The sequence below is a fragment of the Sphingomonas sp. BK235 genome (assembly GCF_004345855.1).
Classification (GTDB): Bacteria; Pseudomonadota; Alphaproteobacteria; order Sphingomonadales; family Sphingomonadaceae; genus Sphingomonas.
Window position 1 is genome coordinate 1 of sequence record NZ_SLXN01000011.1, and the last position, 18,075, is coordinate 18,075.

Here is an 18,075-nt window from a genome sequence, read left to right on the forward strand (position 1 = left end):
GGACCTCACCGTCGTTGTAACGCCTGGTCGTAAGCTCAGTCATATGCCTCACTCTTATCCAAGAGCGAGGCCCTGTCAGGTCAATTAGGGGGCCAAATCAGGAGACGACGCGTGATGGATGCACAGCAAGTCGCTACAGAGATGGTCGGCCCAGCGCCTTCGACTGCGGCCACGCCTGCCGGCCCTCTTCAGGTTCCCGACAGCCTTAAGGCGGCGTCGACGATGCCCGCAAACCGCGAGCGACGAGGTAGTCGTCTGCGGCCGAGCTGATCAGGAGCAGTTTCGCCTGCGTCCCCTGCCGAACCTCCCCGAGCCCAGGAGCATCCTGAGCACCCCGCTTCGTCTAAACCTCACACCAGGAGTGACCTTGGGTGTTGTTAAGGGCGGAGGAGTGGGCGTGCGGGTCGAGTTCGGGCCCGGGAAGAAGAGCGGTAGCCACTAGCCCAAATGCCTTAAGCAGGCCAACCGGACGGCTGCCGCAACGCTCGGAAGGCTCGAGCGGCAAGATTAACAAACGTCCGTAGTTGGGAGGGCGGCAGGTGGCCCTAAATGACCGGTAATGGGTCTCCGCCGCGAGCGGGGAGGGAGCCGCAAGCGCCCACACTCTGTCATTCAGGCCGGGAATCTTGGGCGCGGTCACGGTCACTCGTTTAAGTGCGATCGTTCGAGGATGGCGTCCCTTCGACGATCCTTCTCAGGGAAAGCCCTGAGCGCTAAAGCGTCGCCATCGAGATTGTTCGCATGCTGCTGGTCTCCGTTGCAGCCGGCGCGCAGGCCCTGACCCCGCAAGCGCGGCTCTTTGAGAGTACAGAGATGACGGACGCCGCAAACGTGATTGCCGTGGATCACACCGGCTTCGCTGTATCATCGCTGGAAGATGCCATTCGCTTCTGGACGGGAGCGCTCGGCTTCACGCTCGAGCGGCAGTCGGAGATGGGAGGCGACTTCCTCCATCAGGTGACGGGTGTCGATGATCCGCTTGTGAAAACCGCGATCGTCAAGGCACCGGACGGCTACGTGGTCGAACTGCTACAATATTCGAAAGGGCATCAGAACGGGGTGGTGCCCGACAGCGCCGGATCGATCGGAGCGGCCCATCTGGCTCTAACCGTGAAGGACATTCATGCCGCCATTGCCCGCGTCGAGGCAGCAGGATGGAAGGCCAAGGGTGGGCCGCTGCCGATCGCGGGTGGTCCACGCAAGGGAACTTTGGTGACCTACGTTTCAGGTCCGGATCATATCACGATCGAGCTCATGCAGCCGCAAGGTCGTTAATGGGCCGCGAAAGCGATCCCGTTTCACCATCCCTTCCGATGGAGCCGGTGGGCGACCTACGAGCTCCTACGCAGGCCGACGCACTCCGAAACGGCCGGTTCACAGACATGGCAAAATCAGGCCAGCCGGACAGCGGCGCGGAACCCGAAAGGCTCGAGCGGCGAGGTGAACGAATGGGGTGGATGGCTCCCGCTCACGGCATCGCGGTGCCAAGGTGTGAAGGCTGTCAGGCATTCACGAGCATATGGGAGCCACCCGTCATGGAGATTAGCACGATCGGCCTTGATCTGGCCAAGAACGTCTTTCAGGTTCACGGCGTAGATGCGGAGGGCCGCGTGGTCGTCCGCAAGACGCTGCGACGAGCGCAGGTTCTGCCATTCTTTGAGAAGCTACCGCCTTGTCTTGTCGGCATGGAGGCGTGCGGGACAGCGCATTATTGGGCGCGCGAGCTGATGAAGCTGGGTCACGAAGTGCGACAGATGCCGCCGGCCTATGTCAAACCCTATGTGAAGCGCGGCAAGACAGACGCAGCTGATGCGGAGGCGATCTGCGAGGCGGTGACGCGTCCGACGATGCGGTTCGTGCCGGTGAAGTCGCCGGAGCAGCAGGCGGCCTTGTCGATGCATCGGGCGCGCGACCTGCTGGTCAAGCAGCGTACGCAACTCGTCAACATGGTGCGAGCGCTGCTGGCGGAGTTCGGCATCAACATTCCCCAAGGCGTTCGTTTGGCGTTGGAGATGGCGCGCAAGATCGTCGACGGCGAGGCGCCGGCGGTGCCGAGCGAGGCGGCAAGGGTCGTCGGATGATTGTCACAGCAGGCGCTCGACACCCATGCGCAGCTTCGAAAGATCGATCTGGATCTCCTTGCCTGGCAGCGGGCGAACGATATGGCTCGCCGTCTCATGTCGATTCCCGGCATCGGTCCGATCGGGGCAACGGCGCTTGCCGCGTCGGTCACTGATGCGAGCCAGTTCCGCTCAGGGCGAGAGTTCGCCGCCTGGTTGGGCCTGACGCCGCGGCAGCATTCAAGTGGCGGCAAAGAGCGGCTTGGGCGCATCACCAAGATGGGCGACAAATACCTTCGAACGCTGCTCGTCGTGGGCATGACGTCGCTCATCAAAGGCGTGAGGCGCAAGCCGGAGACTGCCGACCCGCGGCTCGTGGCCCTCCTCGCGCGCAAGCCGACACGCGTGGCAACAGTCGCCATGGCGAACCAGACCGCCCGGGTTGTCTGGGCCATCATGGCGCGCGGCGAGACGTACCGGGCCGGGCACCAACCCAGGCTTGCGGCATAACGACTTAGCTGGAACGACCAAACCAAGGAGACCAGCTTCACGAGGTTGTGAGAGCGATGCGATGTAATGGCGAACCGGTCAGACCGGGAGCAGAGACAACCCAACGGACGCTCAAGGCATCATAGCCTGTTGAACGAGATGGGACTCAGCTCGCGGACTCCATCAGGGCCAGCAGTCCTCACCGGCTGCACAAACAGGCCGAACAGAGAGCTGCACCCGACCCTACGTCGACACGTCAAATTACCCTTGCAACGCGGGAGCCATCCACAGAGAGCGACCGGAGTTGGGAGGCGGGCTGGGGCGCCTGAGTGACCGATTATGGGTCCTCATGCTTCGGCGAACCTCCTGACGATTTTCGGTTTGGCTTCGTTTACGGCGGCGAGATCGGCAAGCGAATCATCGCTTTCAATCCGCTGGCCTTGTTATTGGGGCTTAGGTCCATCGTGCCTCCGTACAGACCCACGATATCGCGGGATACAGTAAGTCCCAGGCCGGTACCTGGCTTGGTCTCGTCGAGACGGACGCCGACGTCGAGGACGCGTTGGCGCTCGGCATCCGGGATGCCTGGACCGTCGTCGGTGATGGTGATGACGAGATGGGTTGCGGTGCGGTTTGCAGCGATCTTGACCCAGTTGGTGGCCCATTTGCAGGCGTTATCGATGAGATTAGAGAGGATCTCGGCGAGGTCGCCGGGGTCGCAGGCGACCATAACCCCGGGCGGCACGTTGTGCACGATTTCCACCGCGCGATCGGCATGCAGGCGGCGCATCGCTTCGACGATCTGGGCGGTGAAGGCGGCGAGGTCGGCGACGATGCCGGTGCCGCGGCCGCCGGCGGCCGCGGCGCGTTTCATCTGATAGTCGATCTGGCGTTGCATGCGGTCGCATTGATCTAGGATGAAGCTGGCGGACCCCTCCTGGCCGGATTCCGATAGCTGTTCCGCTTCTCCAGTTACCAACGCCAGGGGCGTGCGCAGGTTGTGGCCAAGATTACCGGCCTCCACTCTCGCCCTTGCCACCAGCACCGCTTGCGCCTCGATCAGTTCATTGAGCCGGCCGACGATGCCGGCGAATTCGCTCGGCACGGCATCCGGGAGGCGGTCGCGGTCGCCGCGGCGGAGGTCGTCGATCCAGTCGGCGAGGCGCTGGGTGGGGCGGAGCCCGTAGCGGACCTGCAGCGCCGCGCCGATCAGCATCAGTGCGGCGAAGGCGCCAAGCGAGATGGCCAAGTCGCTGTCGAAGGCGCGCAGCTCCGCGTCGAGCACACGGCCTGAGGCGGTGATCGAGAACAGGAGTTCGTCGGGGCCGTGGCGGTCGATGCGCAGGAGGCGTTCCTGATGGTCGCGGGTCCAGGTCGGCACATCGGGGGCTTCGTTGCGCGGGGCGATCAAGTGATGGCCGGCTAGCGAGGCGGAGGTGAGCATCGGTTTCCCGCCTCGCTCCACCTGCCAGTAAAATCCTGAGCGGGGGTGCTGGAAGCGCGGGTCAGAGAGCGGGCGGTCTAGTACCGGGCGGCCGTTCGGGCCTGGATCGGTGAGGCTCGCCAATTCATCGAGATGGTTGGTCAGATCGCTGACGAACGTGTGGGTGACGTGGCGGCCGTACAGTCCGCTGATCACAAAACCCGCCACCAACGTCCCCAGCCCTACCCATAGCAGCGAGGCGATGGCGAAGCGGAAGCGCAGGCTGTGCGCGCGGGTGGTCATGGCAGAAGTCGGTAGCCGAAGCCGCGCACCGTCGCGATGCGGTCGCGGCCGATCTTGCGGCGGATGCGGCCGACCAGCACCTCCACCGTATTGGGATCGCGCTCCGCCTCCAGCGCATAGAGACGGTCGAGGATCGCATAGCGCGAGAGGGTGCGGCCCGGCTCCAGCAGGAAAGCGCGGAGCAGGCGGAACTCGTTGCGCGTCAGCTCGATCGGTGCGCCGTCCAGCCACGCCTCGCGCGTGCCGGTGTCGAGCGCGAGCGCCCCCTCGGCCAGCCGCGCGACATGGTGGCCGGCCGCGCGGCGGGCGAGCGCGTGCAGGCGGGCGATCAGTTCCTCGGCGCGGACCGGCTTGACGAGAAAATCGTCCGCGCCCGCGTTCAGCCCCTCCACTTTCTCCTCCCAGCTGCCGCGCGCGGTGAGGATCAGGATCGGCACCGTAACGCCGCGCCGTCGCAGCAGGCGAACGAGATCGAGCCCGCCCATGCCGGGCAGGCCGAGATCGACGATCAGCGCGTTGAATCCATCCTCAACGAAGCCGGCGGCGTCCTCTGCGCTCGCCAGCCATTCGCCGGTGATGCCGGCGCGCCTCAGGCCTGCGATCGTGCGCCGCGCCAGTTCCGCTTCGTCCTCGACCATCAGGATGCGCATCGCGGTCCAGTGACAGCATTTTGGCAGGTTCGCCAGATAGAGGGGCTGGTGTGACGAAGAACCTCCTTCCGCTGCCGCTGCTGATCGCAGGGCTGATCGCAGGCTGTTCGCGCGGCGAGGAGCCGGCTCCGGCCCCCACGCTCACGGCGGCACCCGGTACCATCGCGCTGAGCGCCGAGCAGATCGCGCGGCTCGACATTCAGTTCGCCAAGGCCGAGGCCGCCATCGACGTGCCGGTTGCCGAAGTGCCCGCGACGATCGCGCCGCCGCCCAACGCGCGCGTCGCAGTGGCGGCGACGATCCCGGGCGTGGTGACTCGGACGATGGTGGTCGAGGGCCAACAGGTCCGCGCCGGCCAGCCGCTCGCGGTGGTCGCCAGCCGCGACGTGCTGACGATGCAGGCGGGGATGGAACAGGCATCGGCGCGCGCCAACGTGTCGCTGCTCAACGCGCGTCGGCTCGACCAGCTCGCGCGCGAGGGCGTGATCGCCGGCAGCCGCGCCGACGAAGCCGCGGCGGCGCGGCGCGAGGCGGAGGCGGAACTGGGCGAGCAGCGCCGTGCGCTGGCGCTGATCAACGCCGGGCGCAGCGGCGGCAGCTATACGCTGACCGCGCCGATCGCGGGCACGATCACCAAGGCGAGCGTGCAGACCGGCATGCCGGTCGACGGCGCGAGCGCGCCTTACGTGATCGACGCGGCGGGTCGTTACGAACTCACAGCCCAGCTGCCCGAGCGACTGATCGGCACGATCAGGCCGGGGATGACGGTGATGCTGGAAGGTGTCGCCGGTACCGTCACCAGCGTCGGATCGACGGTGGAAGCCGAATCGCGTTCCGCGCTGCTGCGGGCGAAGATCCCCGCTGCGCCGGGCCTCGTCGCCGGTCGCGCGACCACCGCGACGCTGCTGAAGCCCGCCGATGGCGCGGCAGTCTCGGTGCCGGCCGCGGCGGTCGTCATCATCGAGGGCAGGCCGGTCGCGTTCGTGCGGACGCCCAAGGGTATCGTACGACGTGCGGTCACCAGCGCCGGCGCGGCGGGGGATCGCAACGTCCTCACCACGGGCGTGAAGGCCGGAGAACAAGTCGCCGTCTCCGGGACGAGCGAGCTCAAGGCGCTGGCAGCAGACTGATGTTACGTGCTCTCGCCGCTTGGTCGCTCTCCTATCGCCTGCTCGTGCTGGCGCTGTCGATCGTGACGGCGGCGCTAGGAGCCTGGGCGTTTTCCACCCTGCCGGTCGATGCCTATCCGGACATCGCGCAGACGCAGGTGAAGATCATCCTCAAGGCCCCCGGCATGACGCCGGAGGAAGTCGAGACGCGAATCATCGCGCCAATCGAGCTGGAGATGCTCGGCCTGCCGCGTCAGTCCGTGCTGCGCTCGACCGCGAAATACGCGATCGCCGACGTCACGATCGATTTCGACGAAGGCACCGACATCTATTGGGCGCGGCAGCAGGTGACGGAACGGCTGGCGGGCGTGATGAAGGACATGCCCGAGAGCGTCAGCGGCGGCCTCGCGCCGATCTCCACCCCGCTTTCCGAAGTGTTCATGTTCACTATCGAGGGGCCGCTGACGCTCGCCGAGAAGCGCGAGCTGCTCGACTGGACGATCCGGCCGGCGCTGCGCACCGTGCCCGGCGTCGCCGACGTCAACGTGCTCGGCGGGCATGTGCGCACCTACGAAGTGCGACCCGATCCGGTGCGCATGGCAGCGGCGGGACTCACGATCGCGGCCGTGGCCGAAGCGGTGGAGCGCGGCAATCGCAACGATGGCGCAGGCCGCCTCTCGCGCGGTGACGAGGCGCTGATCGTCCGCGCGGTCGGCGCGATCCGCGATGCGGACGATCTGCGGCAGATGGTGGTGGTCGCGCGCAACGATCGCATCGTGCGGCTGGGCGATATCGCGATGATCGGCGCGGGCAGCCAGACGCGCTACGGCGGGCTGACGCGCAACGGCAGGGAGGCGGTCGAAGGCCTCGTCCTCGCGCTGCGCGGCGCGGATGCGCGCAAGGTGGTGGAGGGCGTCGAGGCGCGACTGGAGGAGCTGAAGCCAGGCCTTCCCAAAAGCGCAACGATCGATGTGTTCTACAATCGCTCCGATCTGATCGAGCATGCCGTCGGCACGGTGCAGGAGGCGCTGATCGAGGCGATCGTGCTGGTGGTGATCCTGCTCGTGATCTTCCTCGGCGACTGGCGCGCGGCGGCGATCGTGGCGGCTACGCTGCCGATGGCGGCGCTGATCACCTTTCTCGCGATGCGCTACATGGGCATGTCGGCAAACCTGATGAGCCTCGGCGGCCTGGCGATCGCGATCGGCATGCTGGTCGATGGCGCGGTCGTGGTGGTGGAGAATGTCGTCGATCGCCTCGCGCACGCCAGGGATGAGGGCGTGCCGCGGCTCAACGTGGTGTTTCGCGCCACCGCCGAGGTGGTGGTGCCGGTGTCCGCCGGGCTGCTGATCATCGCGCTCGTCTTCGTGCCGTTGCTGTCGTTGCAGGGGCTGGAGGGAAAGCTTTTCGCGCCGGTGGCGCTGACCATCATGTTCTCGCTCGCGGCGGCCCTGCTGCTGGCGCTGACATTGGTGCCGGTGCTCGCCTCGTTCGGACTGACATCGGGGCAGCATCGCGAGCCGTGGATCATGCGGATGCTCGCGCCGCGCTATCACCGGCTGCTGGCGGGAGCCTTCGCGCGGAAGCCCCTGGTCTATGGCGTGGCCGGCGCGGGGCTGGTGCTGGCGGTGCTGGCCTATGGCGCGGTCGGCAAGACGTTCATGCCGGTGATGGATGAGGGCGCGGTGGTGATGCAGACCGCCAAGCTGCCCTCGATCGGCCTCGCCCGCACGCTCGCGCTGGACGGCAAGGTGGAGGATGCGATCATCGCCGCCGTGCCCGAGGTGGAGCGGATCGTCGCGCGCAACGGTGTGGACGAGATCGGGCTCGACGCGATGGGGCTCAACGAGACCGACATGTTCATGGCGCTGAAACCGCGCGAGGCGTGGCGCGGCACGAAGGAGGATATCGTCGACGGCATCCGCACGGTGATGGAGGGGATGCCGGGGATCGAGCCGGTGTTCACCCAGCCGATCGAGATGCGCGTCTCCGAGATGCTGACGGGATCGCGCGGCGATCTGGCGATCAAGATCTTCGGGCCGGATCTGGCGACGCTCTCGTCGCTGGCGGGGCGGATCGAGGGTATCCTACGCGGGGTGCGCGGCGCATCCGAGGTGGTGACGGCGGCGAACTCGTCGGTGGACTATCTCCAGCTCGATGTGGATCGCGCTGCCGCCGGACGGTTCGGGATGCCGGTGGACAGTTTCCAAGACATGCTGCGCGCGCAGGTCGAGGGCTTGCCCGCGGGCACGGTGATCGAGGCGCAGAAGCGCATTCCGGTGCTGATCAAGGGCGGCGATGCGGTGCGCGAGGATCCGGCGCGCTTCCGTGATCTGCAGATGGTGACGCCCAGCGGCACGGTCGCGCGGGTGAGCGATCTGGCGCGCGTCACCGAGACGCAGGGGCCGGTGATGCTGAGCCATGAGAGCGGCGGGCGCTATGCGCTGGTGCAGGCGTTCGTCTCCGGGCGCGATCTCGTCGGCTTCGTCGAGGAGGCGAAGGCGAAGGTCGAGGCGGAGGTCAAGCTGCCGGACGGCTATCGCCTCGTCTGGGGTGGGCAGTTCGAGAACCAGCAGCGCGCCGCCGCGCGGCTGATGCTGGTGGTCCCGATCGCGCTGCTGATGATCTTCTTCGTGCTGTTCGCGACGCTGAAGTCGCTGCGCGGGGCGCTGCTGATCCTTGCCAACATTCCCTTCGCGGCGGTGGGCGGGATCGTGTCACTGTGGATCTCGGGCGATTTCCTCTCGGTGCCGGCGTCGGTGGGGTTCATCGCACTGCTCGGGATCGCGGTGCTCAACGGGCTGGTGCTGGTGAGCTACTTCCGCCAGCTCCGCGAGGAGGGTGTGCCGCTCGCCGATGCGGTGCGGCTGGGGGCGGAGCGGCGGCTGCGGCCGGTGTTGATGACCGCGTCGATCACGGCGTTCGGGCTGGTGCCCTTGCTGTTCGCGACCGGGCCGGGGTCCGAGATCCAGAAGCCATTGGCGATCGTGGTGATCGGCGGGCTGGTGTCCTCGACACTGCTGACGTTGGTGCTGCTGCCGTTGCTCTACGAGCGGTTTGGCGAGAGCCGGAAGGAGCAGGCGGCATGAGCCATGTGCTGCTGAGCTTCGCCGGCGCGGCGGCGGATGCCGAGCCGATCGTGGAGGCGCTGCGCGCGATATCCAGCGCGCCGATCCATGTGCGCGATGAGATCGTGCGGGGGTTGGACTTCGCGGATGCCGGCACGGCCGAGCGGGTGACGGGCGCGCTGCGCCGCGTCGCGATCGAGCTGGTCGTGGCGGAGGATGATGTACCGGCGCTGGTCGCCACGGTGGAGGCGTCGCGTCGGCGGCTTCCCGTGCGCTGGATGACGCTGCCGGTGCGCGAGATGGGACGGTTGGCATGAAGCGCGCGGTTCTCATTCTGGCGCTCGCGACGCCGTTGCCGGCACTCGCACAGGACTTGCCACCCGATGCCGAGGTGCGCGCCGCGCTGGAGGCCTACCCCGCCGTCACCGCCGCCGATGCGCGCGTCGATGCCGCGCGCGGGGCGGGAGATGCGCTGCGCGCCGGGCCGTATGAGGTGACGTTGCAGGGCACGCTCTCCAACCGCCGCGTGGACATGGAGGGGCGCGACTATCGCGAATATGACGCGACGCTCAGCCGCGCGCTGCGCCTGCCGGGCAAGGCGGCGCTCGATCGCAAGGCGGGCGCGCTCGGCGTCGAGGTGGCGATCAACCGCGCCGAGGACGCGCGGCATCAGGCGGCGTTGGCGCTGGCGGAGCTGTGGTATCGCTGGCTCGGGGCGAGCGCGAAGCATCGCAATGCGGTGGCGACGCATGTGAACCTCGAACAGGCCGCGCGCGCGATCGACCGCCGCGTGGAGCTGCGCGATGCCGCGGTGCTCGACGCGGACCAAGCTGCGGCGGCGGTTGCGTCGGCGGCGCTGCGCGTGGGTGACGCGCTCGCCACGCGTGATCGCGCGCGCGCGGAACTCGCGGCGACCTTCCCCGAACTCGCGCTGCCGATCGACGCGCCCGATTTCGAAGTGGGCGAACCATACGAAACCAAGCTGGCGGCCCTCGCGGCGGATGCTGTGATCAAGAGCCACGACATCACGGCCGCCGACCGCGACTCGGAGCGGCAGACCGCGCTTGCTCGCCGTGCAAAGCTCGATCGCCTGCCCGATCCCACGCTCGGCTTGCGGAGCTTTCAAGAACGCAGCGGGCAGGAGAAGGGTATGGGCGTGTTCATCTCGTTGCCCTTCGGCGGCAGCCACCGGCGCGGGCTGGCGGAGGAGGCAGCAAGCACCGCGCTCGCCGCCACCTACGAGGCGGCCACCGTCCGCCGCGAGGTGGAGGCCCATTCCGCCGGCGACCTCGCCGAGACTCGCGCCCGCCTCGCCGCCTGGCGCGCCGCGCGCGACGCTGTCGTCCGCACGGACGCAGCCGCGTCGAAGACCGCACGCGGTCAAGACGTCGGCGTCATCGACCTCGCCGACCGCCTCTACGCCGACCGCCTCGCCTATGAGGCCCGTGCGGCCGAGATCGACGCCCGCACCGCTGCCGCCAGTGCGGTGACGAAGATGCGGATCGACGCGCATGCGTTGTGGATCGAGTAGAGCGTTAGAAGGAGCTTCCGCACTCATTGACCTATCGACGTCTCCGCGTTCTTCGCGATCCGTCAGTATGGCTCTTCACCCAAATGCGTCGCTTCCGTGAAGGATCGTGTGATAAGCGCGAGGATCTTTACTGGTGAACGAACGGCCGGATCTGGGAGGCGGGCGGGGACCTCTGAGTGACCGCTTCTGGGTCCTCGGCACGAGAGGGTAGAGGGCCGCAGCGCCCATTAGCGGGGCCCCGCTGCCCTCTTCGCCATGACGTTCGCATGCCGCGCGAACCAGCGCCATCTGCCGCCGCCCCCCGCGGTAGACGTTGGTGTAGCGGCGATCGAGCGGGACCGCGCAGTAGGTGCGGCCGAGCTCGCTTTGCGGGGTGGGCGTGAAAACCTCGCGTCCCATCAAAACGCCGACGCCACCGTCGACGTGCACGCTCTCGACGCGTAGCCAAGCAGGTCGTCCGGATTGTGATTACTTCGTGGTCGAGCAGAGCAGGGCAGCCGCCTCGATCTGGCGGCGGACAGCCGCTAGGGATAGGATACGCGGGGTTCACCAAACCTTAGTTCGCCCAGGCTAGATCAGGCGACTACGCTCGAGGATCGGCGGATGCGGGCGAGTCTTCGTCTTCTTGAGGATCACGGCTGGTTCTGGCGGCGGTCGGCGATCACCGTGCTTCTTCCTCTGACCTGCGTCCTCGGGCTGGGAGAGGCGCAGGCCGGATGTATGCGCGCGCCGACGCCCGATCTGCAGGCGCTGGCGGATGACGCGGGGCGCGACCCACCCGCGCTCCTTCTCTCGACCAACGGCGATCCGCTGCGGACCGGCGGCGATCTCGCCTGGGGCTGGCGCATGGCCGCACGGGCGGAGGCGTACGACACGCTCTCACAGCCTGCCGAGGCGAGGAGCACCGTCGATCAGGTGACCAAAGCCGCATCGTTCGTTGACCTGCCGCTTCGTATCGAGCTGCTGACCCGCGCCGCGATGAACGGCCTGAAGCTTGAGGATGTAGATCACATCGCCTCGTCGCTCTCATCCGCCCTAGATCGTAAGGCTCCCGACATCGTGTCGATCGCCTGCCTCCAGATCGCTCGCGGAGAGGCTTGGCGTTTATCGGGAGCGCCGGAGCGGGCAGTGTCTCTCCTCGCCTCGGCCTACCGGCTCACAAAGGGCCCAGGCCGCGAGCTGCCACACGTCATCGCTACCGAGAAGTTGGCCAGGGTGTTGAACGCGGCAGGCGACCATCACCAGGCGATCGCCCTCATCGAGGAGGTGATTGCCTGGGACACGACGCACGATCGGAAGGTTGCCCTGGCCAACGATCTGTACTTCAGGGGCTTGTTCAACCTCACGCGAGGAGCGTACGCGGCTGCGCTCGCCGACTTTGACCGATCCAGGGTGCGATCCCCTCGGGCGAGCGATCCGGTTGGCTCCGCCTATATCGACCTGCAGACTTGCGCCGCGTTAATCGAGCTTCGGCGTCTGCGCGCTGCGGAACCGCTGTGCCGTCAAGCTCAGGCCGTCTTCGATGCGTGGAAGGAGCCGGCCGGTGCGCAGGTGCAGCTTCTCAGGGCGAAGATGGGATGGATGTCGGGGCGGTACGCGCGCGCGCTCGAACTGCTCGATCACCTGCTCGAGGACGAGGACCGGCTCTCCTCCTTCGCCTCGGCACCGCAGGCCTACCGTCTTCGCGCGGACGTGAACCGAGCCATGGGCAGGACGGAAGGTGCCTACCGTGACCTCGAGCGGTCCGTACGTCTGGACGAAAGGAGATCCAACTACGAGCGGTCAAGGCAGACCGCTGTGCTGCGCGCGAGCTTTGAGGCGGACAGGTCGGCAGCACGCGCGGAGGAGCTCGCCCGCAGCCTTCGCTTCGCGCGTGAACGCGAGAGCGAGCAGGCTCAGCGCTACCGGCAACTCGCCTGGTCGGCGGCAGCCGGCCTCGTCATGGCGGGAACGATGCTCGTCATGGGCGTCAGCCACAGGCGAAAGCTGTCGCGTGTCGCAGATACGGATCCGCTCACCGGCTTGCTGAACCGCCGATGCCTGACCGGGCGCGAGCGCAACCTGCTCTCCAGAGAGGGTTTTGGCGCCGCTTCCACGGTGGCTCTGCTCGACGTGGACCACTTCAAGGCTATCAACGACAGGTACGGTCACAATGTCGGCGACGAGGTGCTCAAGCACTTCGCCGCGCTGCTCGCCTCCATCGCTGGCAAGGACGACGTGGTCGCACGGTGGGGAGGCGAAGAGTTCGTCATGGTCTTTCGGCATCGGTCTGCAGCCCACGCGCTGCGGGTTCTCGAGGGGATCCGCAGCAGACTTCCCGAGCAGGTCGAGGCGAAGGCGTCGGGGGTGCAAGTGCGCTTCAGCGCGGGTGTCACGTCCTCGACCGACGGAGAGCCGCTTCAGGCGGTCATCGCGAGGGCGGATCGGGCGCTATACAGGGCCAAGGAGCTGGGACGAGACAGGTTCGAGATTGAGGACGTGACCGCGCTGACGTCGCCGGAAAGCCAGAAGGCGAGGATCGGCCTCACACCGACAAGTGCGAGTCCCGAAGAGCCGAACGAAACGGACACGCGCGTGCGCAGATCCGCAGAGCCCGGCCGGCTTACCTGCTAAACGTTACCACTGTCCGCAATGCGCGGCGACGAGCCGCGGGCCGGCCTATAAGTCAGCGAGCACGAGAACAAACGAAGGAGACGGCATGACCGCGGAACAGCTGGCGTTGATTGCCTCTGTCGTGAGCCGAGCGCCCGAGTGGATCCGTCGCGATTTGTCTTCCACCAACCCTGCCTTGAGGCAGAGGGCTGAGGAAGCGCTTGCCGCGATGGTCGCCGCAGCAATCCGAGATGGTGACTAACGGATAGGGTACAGGTGCCCTTGGTGTCAGCTTATGCGACGCATCGACATGAACGAACGGCGAGAGTTAGGAAGCGATCCGGGCCTTCTGAGTGACTGCTGTTGGGTCCTCGGCACGAGAGGGTAGGGGTAGCAAGCGCCCACTGAGGCCGGTTGCTACTAGTGACACTACCAAGCTCGTGGTACCCCGCCGACTCTCTTAGCAGCGGCGGCCTCAACCTCGTTCAATTCCGCTTGCGTCAGCACGCCGGCACTAAGCACCTTGCGCATCAGCTCGTCTAGCAGCGCGGCGAGGAAATGAACTTCGGCGCGCTCTGACTCAGTGTCTTCACCCTCTGCGTTCACCTGCATGCCGCAGCTCCCTCGATCGTTGGATGCGTTTAGGCATGACCACGGCAGCGTAGGGCACGCAAGATGCGCGAACGTATAACGGCAGGCTGATGTTCGAACGCAAGTGAGGCCCGACGCGTAACGGCGTCTGGGGTCGGGAGTGCGTTCGGCGGCCTGGAATGATCATAATGGAATGCTCGGAGGCTCGATGGTTCGATGCCGGTTCACGAAATCTCGCGAACCGCGAAAGACAGCACTTTCGCCTGAGCCGCTGCCCGAGCATAGTCGGATCCGGCACTCTTGGAAAACAGCGATGACTCGAGAAAGCCTTACCTCTAGGTTCCTCCGTACCTTGCGACGCTCCTCGGACGACGATCGGACGAAGTCGCCTTCTGCAGCAGAGATCGGGCTCGCCACGGAAGCCTTCCGGCAGATCCTCTCGGCAGCCAAAGCGCTCCTCGTCTACTACAACCTTGACCGTGCCGCGGGCGACCAGTTTCACCTCAATCTCGGCCATGGCCTCTCGCAGCGCTATGCGGAGGAGGAGCGAACCGACGCTGAATACCAGGTCATGGCTCAGGCACTTCGGTTCCACTGTAGCGCCGCGGCAGCTCATCAATTCTACGAGGCGGCTCGCTTGCTGAACAAGCCGTTGCCCTACACGATGCCGACTGCCGCGACCTTCAAAGACAACGGCGTCGCGCCATTAGTCCCCACGATCGACTTCTACGGATTAGCTCGTGACCAGGCTCATCTCGGGAGCCTCGAGCGAGAGTCGGGCCCGTTTACCGGGGCTGCCGGCGACCTTTGGAACGCCGGCATGGACGGACTGCCCGAGTCTGCTTCAATCGTGGTACGCAGTCGAGAACAGCTTTGGGCGCTCCTAGCCGGCGACCAGCCTCGAAAGGTGCTTCGCCTTACCGGCGGTTGACCGCATCGCTGATCGCCGGATGGGATTGGCTATACGAGAGCAAAGACCTCTTACATCAATGCCATGGCGACGATCATGACCATTGGTGAACAGCGCCGGGCGGGTGAAGCCGCGCTTAAGGTTGGTGGCTACTCCGAGCTGATAAGGCTTGGGACCGAGTGGCGCGAGGCTACCGGTAAGGGCCAAGTCGTTCGCGACGCAGCCAACGACCGTTACACCTTCAGCCGGGCACCGCTGCGCCGAAGAAGTAGGGCATGCCGCTGACGCTGAGCTTCCTGGCGAACGTCATCTTCCTGCTACCCGGCCTGGTTGCACTCGCCGCTTTCAATTTCCGTGTAGGTCGAGCGGGCGCTCGACGCCGCGAGCAGGAGCTCACCACGATCAATTCCCTTGTGGCGGCCGTGATCCTGCCAATCAGGCCAGCCGAATAGCTGCACGAAGCGAGCGCGAGGCTCGAGCGGCGTGATGAACGAGCGGCAGGAGTCGGGAAGCGCGGAGTGGCGTTGGAGCGAAAGGTTCTGGGTCCGCGTACCGTGCATGTGTCACTCCGCTCGGGCAGCTTTGAGGCGTATCCTGCTAGAACGCCGAGGTAGCAAATCAAACCGTGCTCAGCAGCAGGCTTGTCTCGCTGTTCGATACGCCGTCGATCATCCGTACCTCACGCAGAACGCGGTCGAAGTCGGACAGGTTTGCGACCTGAATGTCGGCGACCAAGTCCCAGTTGCCGTTGGTCGTGTGCAGGGTGCGAATCTCGGAGATGCCGCGCAGCCGGTGGATGACCTGTGTGGTGGACTTGCCGATGACCTCGATCAGCATCACCGCGCGCACCGACCGATCCTCGTAGTCCTCGCGCACGCGGACGGTGAAGCCTAGCAGCGTGCCTGTTTCGAGCAAGCGGTCCAGCCGGTTCTGCACCGTGCCGCGCGCGACGTTCAGCGCCGTCGCCAGCTTCGCGAGCGAGGCGCGACCATCCACGCGCAGGTGCGAGATGATGCGACGGTCGAGATCGTCAGGGATGAACTTCGCCACCGTCATCGCTGCCGCCTTAGATCCCGCACTGGTCAAGTTGATCAGCCCGATGAGGCAGAATGATCAGTCCTTGCGCACTGTCTGCGCATAATTGCCATTTCGGTCAAGATTGGCGGCGAATAGCCTCGGCGGCGACCGTAAACTCGGAAGGGATCGTTATGCCGCCTGCCGCCTCCCCGCTCGCCTTCGTCCCGTTCGTCAGCGTCGAGAACATGATGCGGCTGGTGCACCATATCGGGGTCGACCAGGTGCTACGCGACCTGACCGACGAAATTGAGGCGGACTATCGCCGCTGGGACGTGTTCGAGAAGGCGCCGCGGCTGGCGTCGCATTCGCACGACGGCGTAATCGAGCTGATGCCGACCTCCGATGGTGCGATATACTCGTTCAAGTACGTCAACGGCCACCCAAGCAACACCGCGCGCGGCTTCCAGACGGTCGCCGCCTTCGGCCTGCTCGCGCGTGTCGACACCGGCTATCCGCTGCTGCTGTCGGAGATGACGCTGCTGACCGCGCTGCGGACGGCGGCGACCTCCGCGATGGCCGCGCGCCACCTGGCGCCGCCGGACGCGCGCGTGATGGCGATGATCGGCAACGGCGCGCAGGCGGAGTTCCAGGCGCTTGCGATGCGCGCGGTGGTCGGGATCGAGGAGGTGCGGCTGTACGACATCGATCCGGCCGCGACGCGCAAGGTCGCGCTGAACCTCGCGCGCAGCGGCCTGCGCGTCACATCCTGCACCAGTGCGCAGGAGACGATCGAGGGCGCGCAGATCGTCACCACCTGCACCGCCGACAAGGCCTATGCGACCATCCTGACCGACAACATGGTCGGCGCCGGCATCCACATCAACGCCATCGGCGGCGACTGCCCCGGCAAGACCGAGTTGCACGGTGATATCCTGGCGCGCGCGACCACTTTCGTCGAGTTCGAGCCGCAGACGCGGATCGAGGGCGAGATCCAGCAGATGCCGGCCAGCTACCCGGTCACCGAGCTCTGGCGCGTGGTGCAGGGGGAAGCGACGGGGCGGTCCGACGCGCGGCAAATCACGCTGTTCGACAGCGTCGGTTTCGCCACCGAGGACTTCTCCGCGCTGCGCTACGTCCACGACAAGCTGCAGGGCAGCGACTTCTTCCACGCGCTCGACATCCTCGCCGATCCCGACGATCCGCGCGACCTGTTTGGCATGCTCCAGCGCGCTGCTCCCGCGCTGGCGGCCTAGGTGGTGGGACCGGCGGCAGGATCGGCGGCGGCATTTGACGCGGGTCCGGCCGCCGCTATGCTCCGGCGTCGTTGATGCAGACCTACCTGACCTTGCCGCAGATCGAGGCGTTTCTGGTTCTGGAGGCGCGCGCGAGCTTCAGCGAGGCCGCGGCCGAGCTCGGGGTGTCGCAGCCGGCGTTCAGCCGCACCATCCAGCAGATCGAGACGCGGCTGGGCGTGCGGCTGTTCGATCGCGACACACGCTACGTCCGGCTCACCGCCGCGGGCGAGCAGCTCCGTCCGATCGCGATGCGCCTGATGAAGGAGTATGAGCGCTCCTTTACCGAGTTCCAGTCCTATGTGGACGGGTATCTCGGCCGGATCAGGCTGGCGACGCTGCCGTCGGTGGCGGCGACGCTGCTGCCCGGCGCGCTGCGTCGCTTCGTCCAGGCGCATCCGGGCATTTCGGTCGACGTGTGGGAGGATGTGACGATCCCGGTCCACATGATGGTCGAGAACGGCGAGGTGGAGATCGGGCTGGCGCCGCCGCCGCGCGAGGGGCGCGCGCTGAACTTCCGCCGAGTGCTGGACGACACGCTGGTGCTGGCGTTCCGCGTCGACGATCCGCTTGCGCAATATGACGTGCTCGACTGGACGATGCTGCGCAACCGTCCGCTGGTCGCGATGTCGACCGACACGGGACTTCGCGCGCTGATCGATCGCGCGCTGGAGACTGCCGGTATCACGCGCGACGTGCCGCAGCTGTTCAATTGCAAGTACCAGACCACCGCACTCGCCTTCGTAGCGGCGTCGCTGGGGGTCAGCGTGCAGACCCGACTAGCGATCGCCCAGGCGCTGCCGCCCGGCGTGACGTGGCGTCCGCTCGCCGGGCCCAGCGTCGAGCGGCCGATCGGGCTGATCGTCGATCCGGCGCGGTCGATGATGCAGCACACCCGCGCGCTGATGCGCGAGATCGAGCGCGAGGCCCGCGAGCTCGATATTGCCTTCGACCTGCACGGCCAGCGCGGCCGCTGACGGCGCCGCCATCCCCGCGGTGTGAATAGTCATATGCCTTTGCGCCTGCCGCGATCGGCCGCA

15 protein-coding genes and 1 pseudogene are annotated in these 18,075 nt (G+C 66.5%); 12 read left to right on the top strand and 4 right to left on the bottom strand.

All coding sequences use genetic code 11. The annotated features are described in order from the left end of the window. Nucleotides 1–741 precede the first annotated feature (741 nt). Together EV292_RS19660 and EV292_RS19665 are read left to right on the top strand one after the other, a co-directional pair. A complete protein-coding gene (locus EV292_RS19660; protein WP_132910971.1) occupies nucleotides 742–1,275 on the top strand; it encodes a VOC family protein in 534 nt (177 codons plus the stop codon). Nucleotides 1,276–1,535: 260 nt separating this feature from the next. Beyond that, nucleotides 1,536–2,570: pseudogene (locus tag EV292_RS19665) on the top strand (IS110 family transposase). A gap of 370 nt (nucleotides 2,571–2,940) precedes the next feature. Here the strand turns inward: EV292_RS19665 and EV292_RS19670 are convergent. Together EV292_RS19670 and EV292_RS19675 are read right to left on the bottom strand one after the other, a co-directional pair. Further along, nucleotides 2,941–4,275 carry a HAMP domain-containing sensor histidine kinase gene (locus EV292_RS19670; protein WP_132910972.1) on the bottom strand — a complete coding sequence of 445 codons (1,335 nt, stop codon included), beginning with the start codon at nucleotides 4,273–4,275 and terminating at the stop codon, nucleotides 2,941–2,943. Further along, nucleotides 4,272–4,913 (bottom strand): response regulator transcription factor, encoded by a 642-nt coding sequence (locus EV292_RS19675; RefSeq protein WP_243693876.1) that lies wholly within the window; start codon nucleotides 4,911–4,913, stop codon nucleotides 4,272–4,274. Before EV292_RS19675 ends, EV292_RS19670 begins: the two co-directional genes overlap by 4 nt. Before the next feature lie 62 nt (nucleotides 4,914–4,975). Here EV292_RS19675 and EV292_RS19680 point away from each other — a divergent pair, with 62 nt between their 5' ends. The 6 genes from EV292_RS19680 (at nucleotide 4,976) to EV292_RS22790 (ending at nucleotide 13,487) form a co-directional block, all read left to right on the top strand. Then, on the top strand, nucleotides 4,976–6,055 hold the full coding sequence (locus EV292_RS19680) for an efflux RND transporter periplasmic adaptor subunit (RefSeq protein WP_132910974.1): 1,080 nt from the start codon (nucleotides 4,976–4,978) through the stop codon (nucleotides 6,053–6,055). Further along, entirely contained in the window at nucleotides 6,055–9,123 is a 3,069-nt protein-coding gene (locus tag EV292_RS19685) for a CusA/CzcA family heavy metal efflux RND transporter (RefSeq protein WP_132910975.1), read from the top strand. Before EV292_RS19680 ends, EV292_RS19685 begins: the two co-directional genes overlap by 1 nt. Then, on the top strand, nucleotides 9,120–9,419 hold the full coding sequence (locus EV292_RS19690; protein WP_132910976.1) for a DUF3240 family protein: 300 nt from the start codon (nucleotides 9,120–9,122) through the stop codon (nucleotides 9,417–9,419). Before EV292_RS19685 ends, EV292_RS19690 begins: the two co-directional genes overlap by 4 nt. Next, nucleotides 9,416–10,633, top strand: a complete 1,218-nt coding sequence (locus EV292_RS19695) for a TolC family protein (protein WP_132910977.1) — start codon at nucleotides 9,416–9,418, stop codon at nucleotides 10,631–10,633. Before EV292_RS19690 ends, EV292_RS19695 begins: the two co-directional genes overlap by 4 nt. Nucleotides 10,634–11,236: 603 nt before the next feature. Continuing rightward, a complete protein-coding gene (locus EV292_RS19700; RefSeq protein WP_132910978.1) occupies nucleotides 11,237–13,246 on the top strand; it encodes a GGDEF domain-containing protein in 2,010 nt (669 codons plus the stop codon). 85 nt (nucleotides 13,247–13,331) lie between these two features. Beyond that, nucleotides 13,332–13,487: a DUF6771 family protein gene (locus EV292_RS22790; RefSeq protein ID WP_165927198.1), complete on the top strand. Its 156-nt coding sequence runs from the start codon at nucleotides 13,332–13,334 to the stop codon at nucleotides 13,485–13,487. Between the two features lie 167 nt (nucleotides 13,488–13,654). Here EV292_RS22790 and EV292_RS19705 read toward each other — a convergent pair whose 3' ends face one another. Then, a complete protein-coding gene (locus EV292_RS19705) occupies nucleotides 13,655–13,837 on the bottom strand; it encodes a hypothetical protein (protein ID WP_132910979.1) in 183 nt (60 codons plus the stop codon). Nucleotides 13,838–14,129: 292 nt separating this feature from the next. Here EV292_RS19705 and EV292_RS19710 point away from each other — a divergent pair, with 292 nt between their 5' ends. Both EV292_RS19710 and EV292_RS22795 read left to right on the top strand, forming a co-directional pair. Further along, the gene (locus EV292_RS19710) at nucleotides 14,130–14,747 is read left to right on the top strand and encodes a hypothetical protein (RefSeq protein ID WP_132910980.1); all 618 of its coding nucleotides are present in this window, start codon (nucleotides 14,130–14,132) and stop codon (nucleotides 14,745–14,747) included. Between the two features lie 254 nt (nucleotides 14,748–15,001). After that, nucleotides 15,002–15,178 (top strand): hypothetical protein, encoded by a 177-nt coding sequence (locus EV292_RS22795; protein ID WP_165927199.1) that lies wholly within the window; start codon nucleotides 15,002–15,004, stop codon nucleotides 15,176–15,178. A 166-nt stretch (nucleotides 15,179–15,344) separates the two neighbouring features. Here the strand turns inward: EV292_RS22795 and EV292_RS19720 are convergent, their stop codons facing one another. Further along, a complete protein-coding gene (locus EV292_RS19720; protein WP_132910982.1) occupies nucleotides 15,345–15,782 on the bottom strand; it encodes an Lrp/AsnC family transcriptional regulator in 438 nt (145 codons plus the stop codon). A gap of 152 nt (nucleotides 15,783–15,934) precedes the next feature. Here EV292_RS19720 and EV292_RS19725 point away from each other — a divergent pair, with 152 nt between their 5' ends. After that, entirely contained in the window at nucleotides 15,935–16,996 is a 1,062-nt protein-coding gene (locus tag EV292_RS19725) for an ornithine cyclodeaminase (protein WP_132910983.1), read from the top strand. A gap of 74 nt (nucleotides 16,997–17,070) precedes the next feature. Further along, nucleotides 17,071–18,012, top strand: coding sequence for a LysR family transcriptional regulator (locus EV292_RS19730; protein WP_132910984.1), 942 nt, complete (start codon nucleotides 17,071–17,073; stop codon nucleotides 18,010–18,012). Nucleotides 18,013–18,075 lie beyond the last annotated feature (63 nt).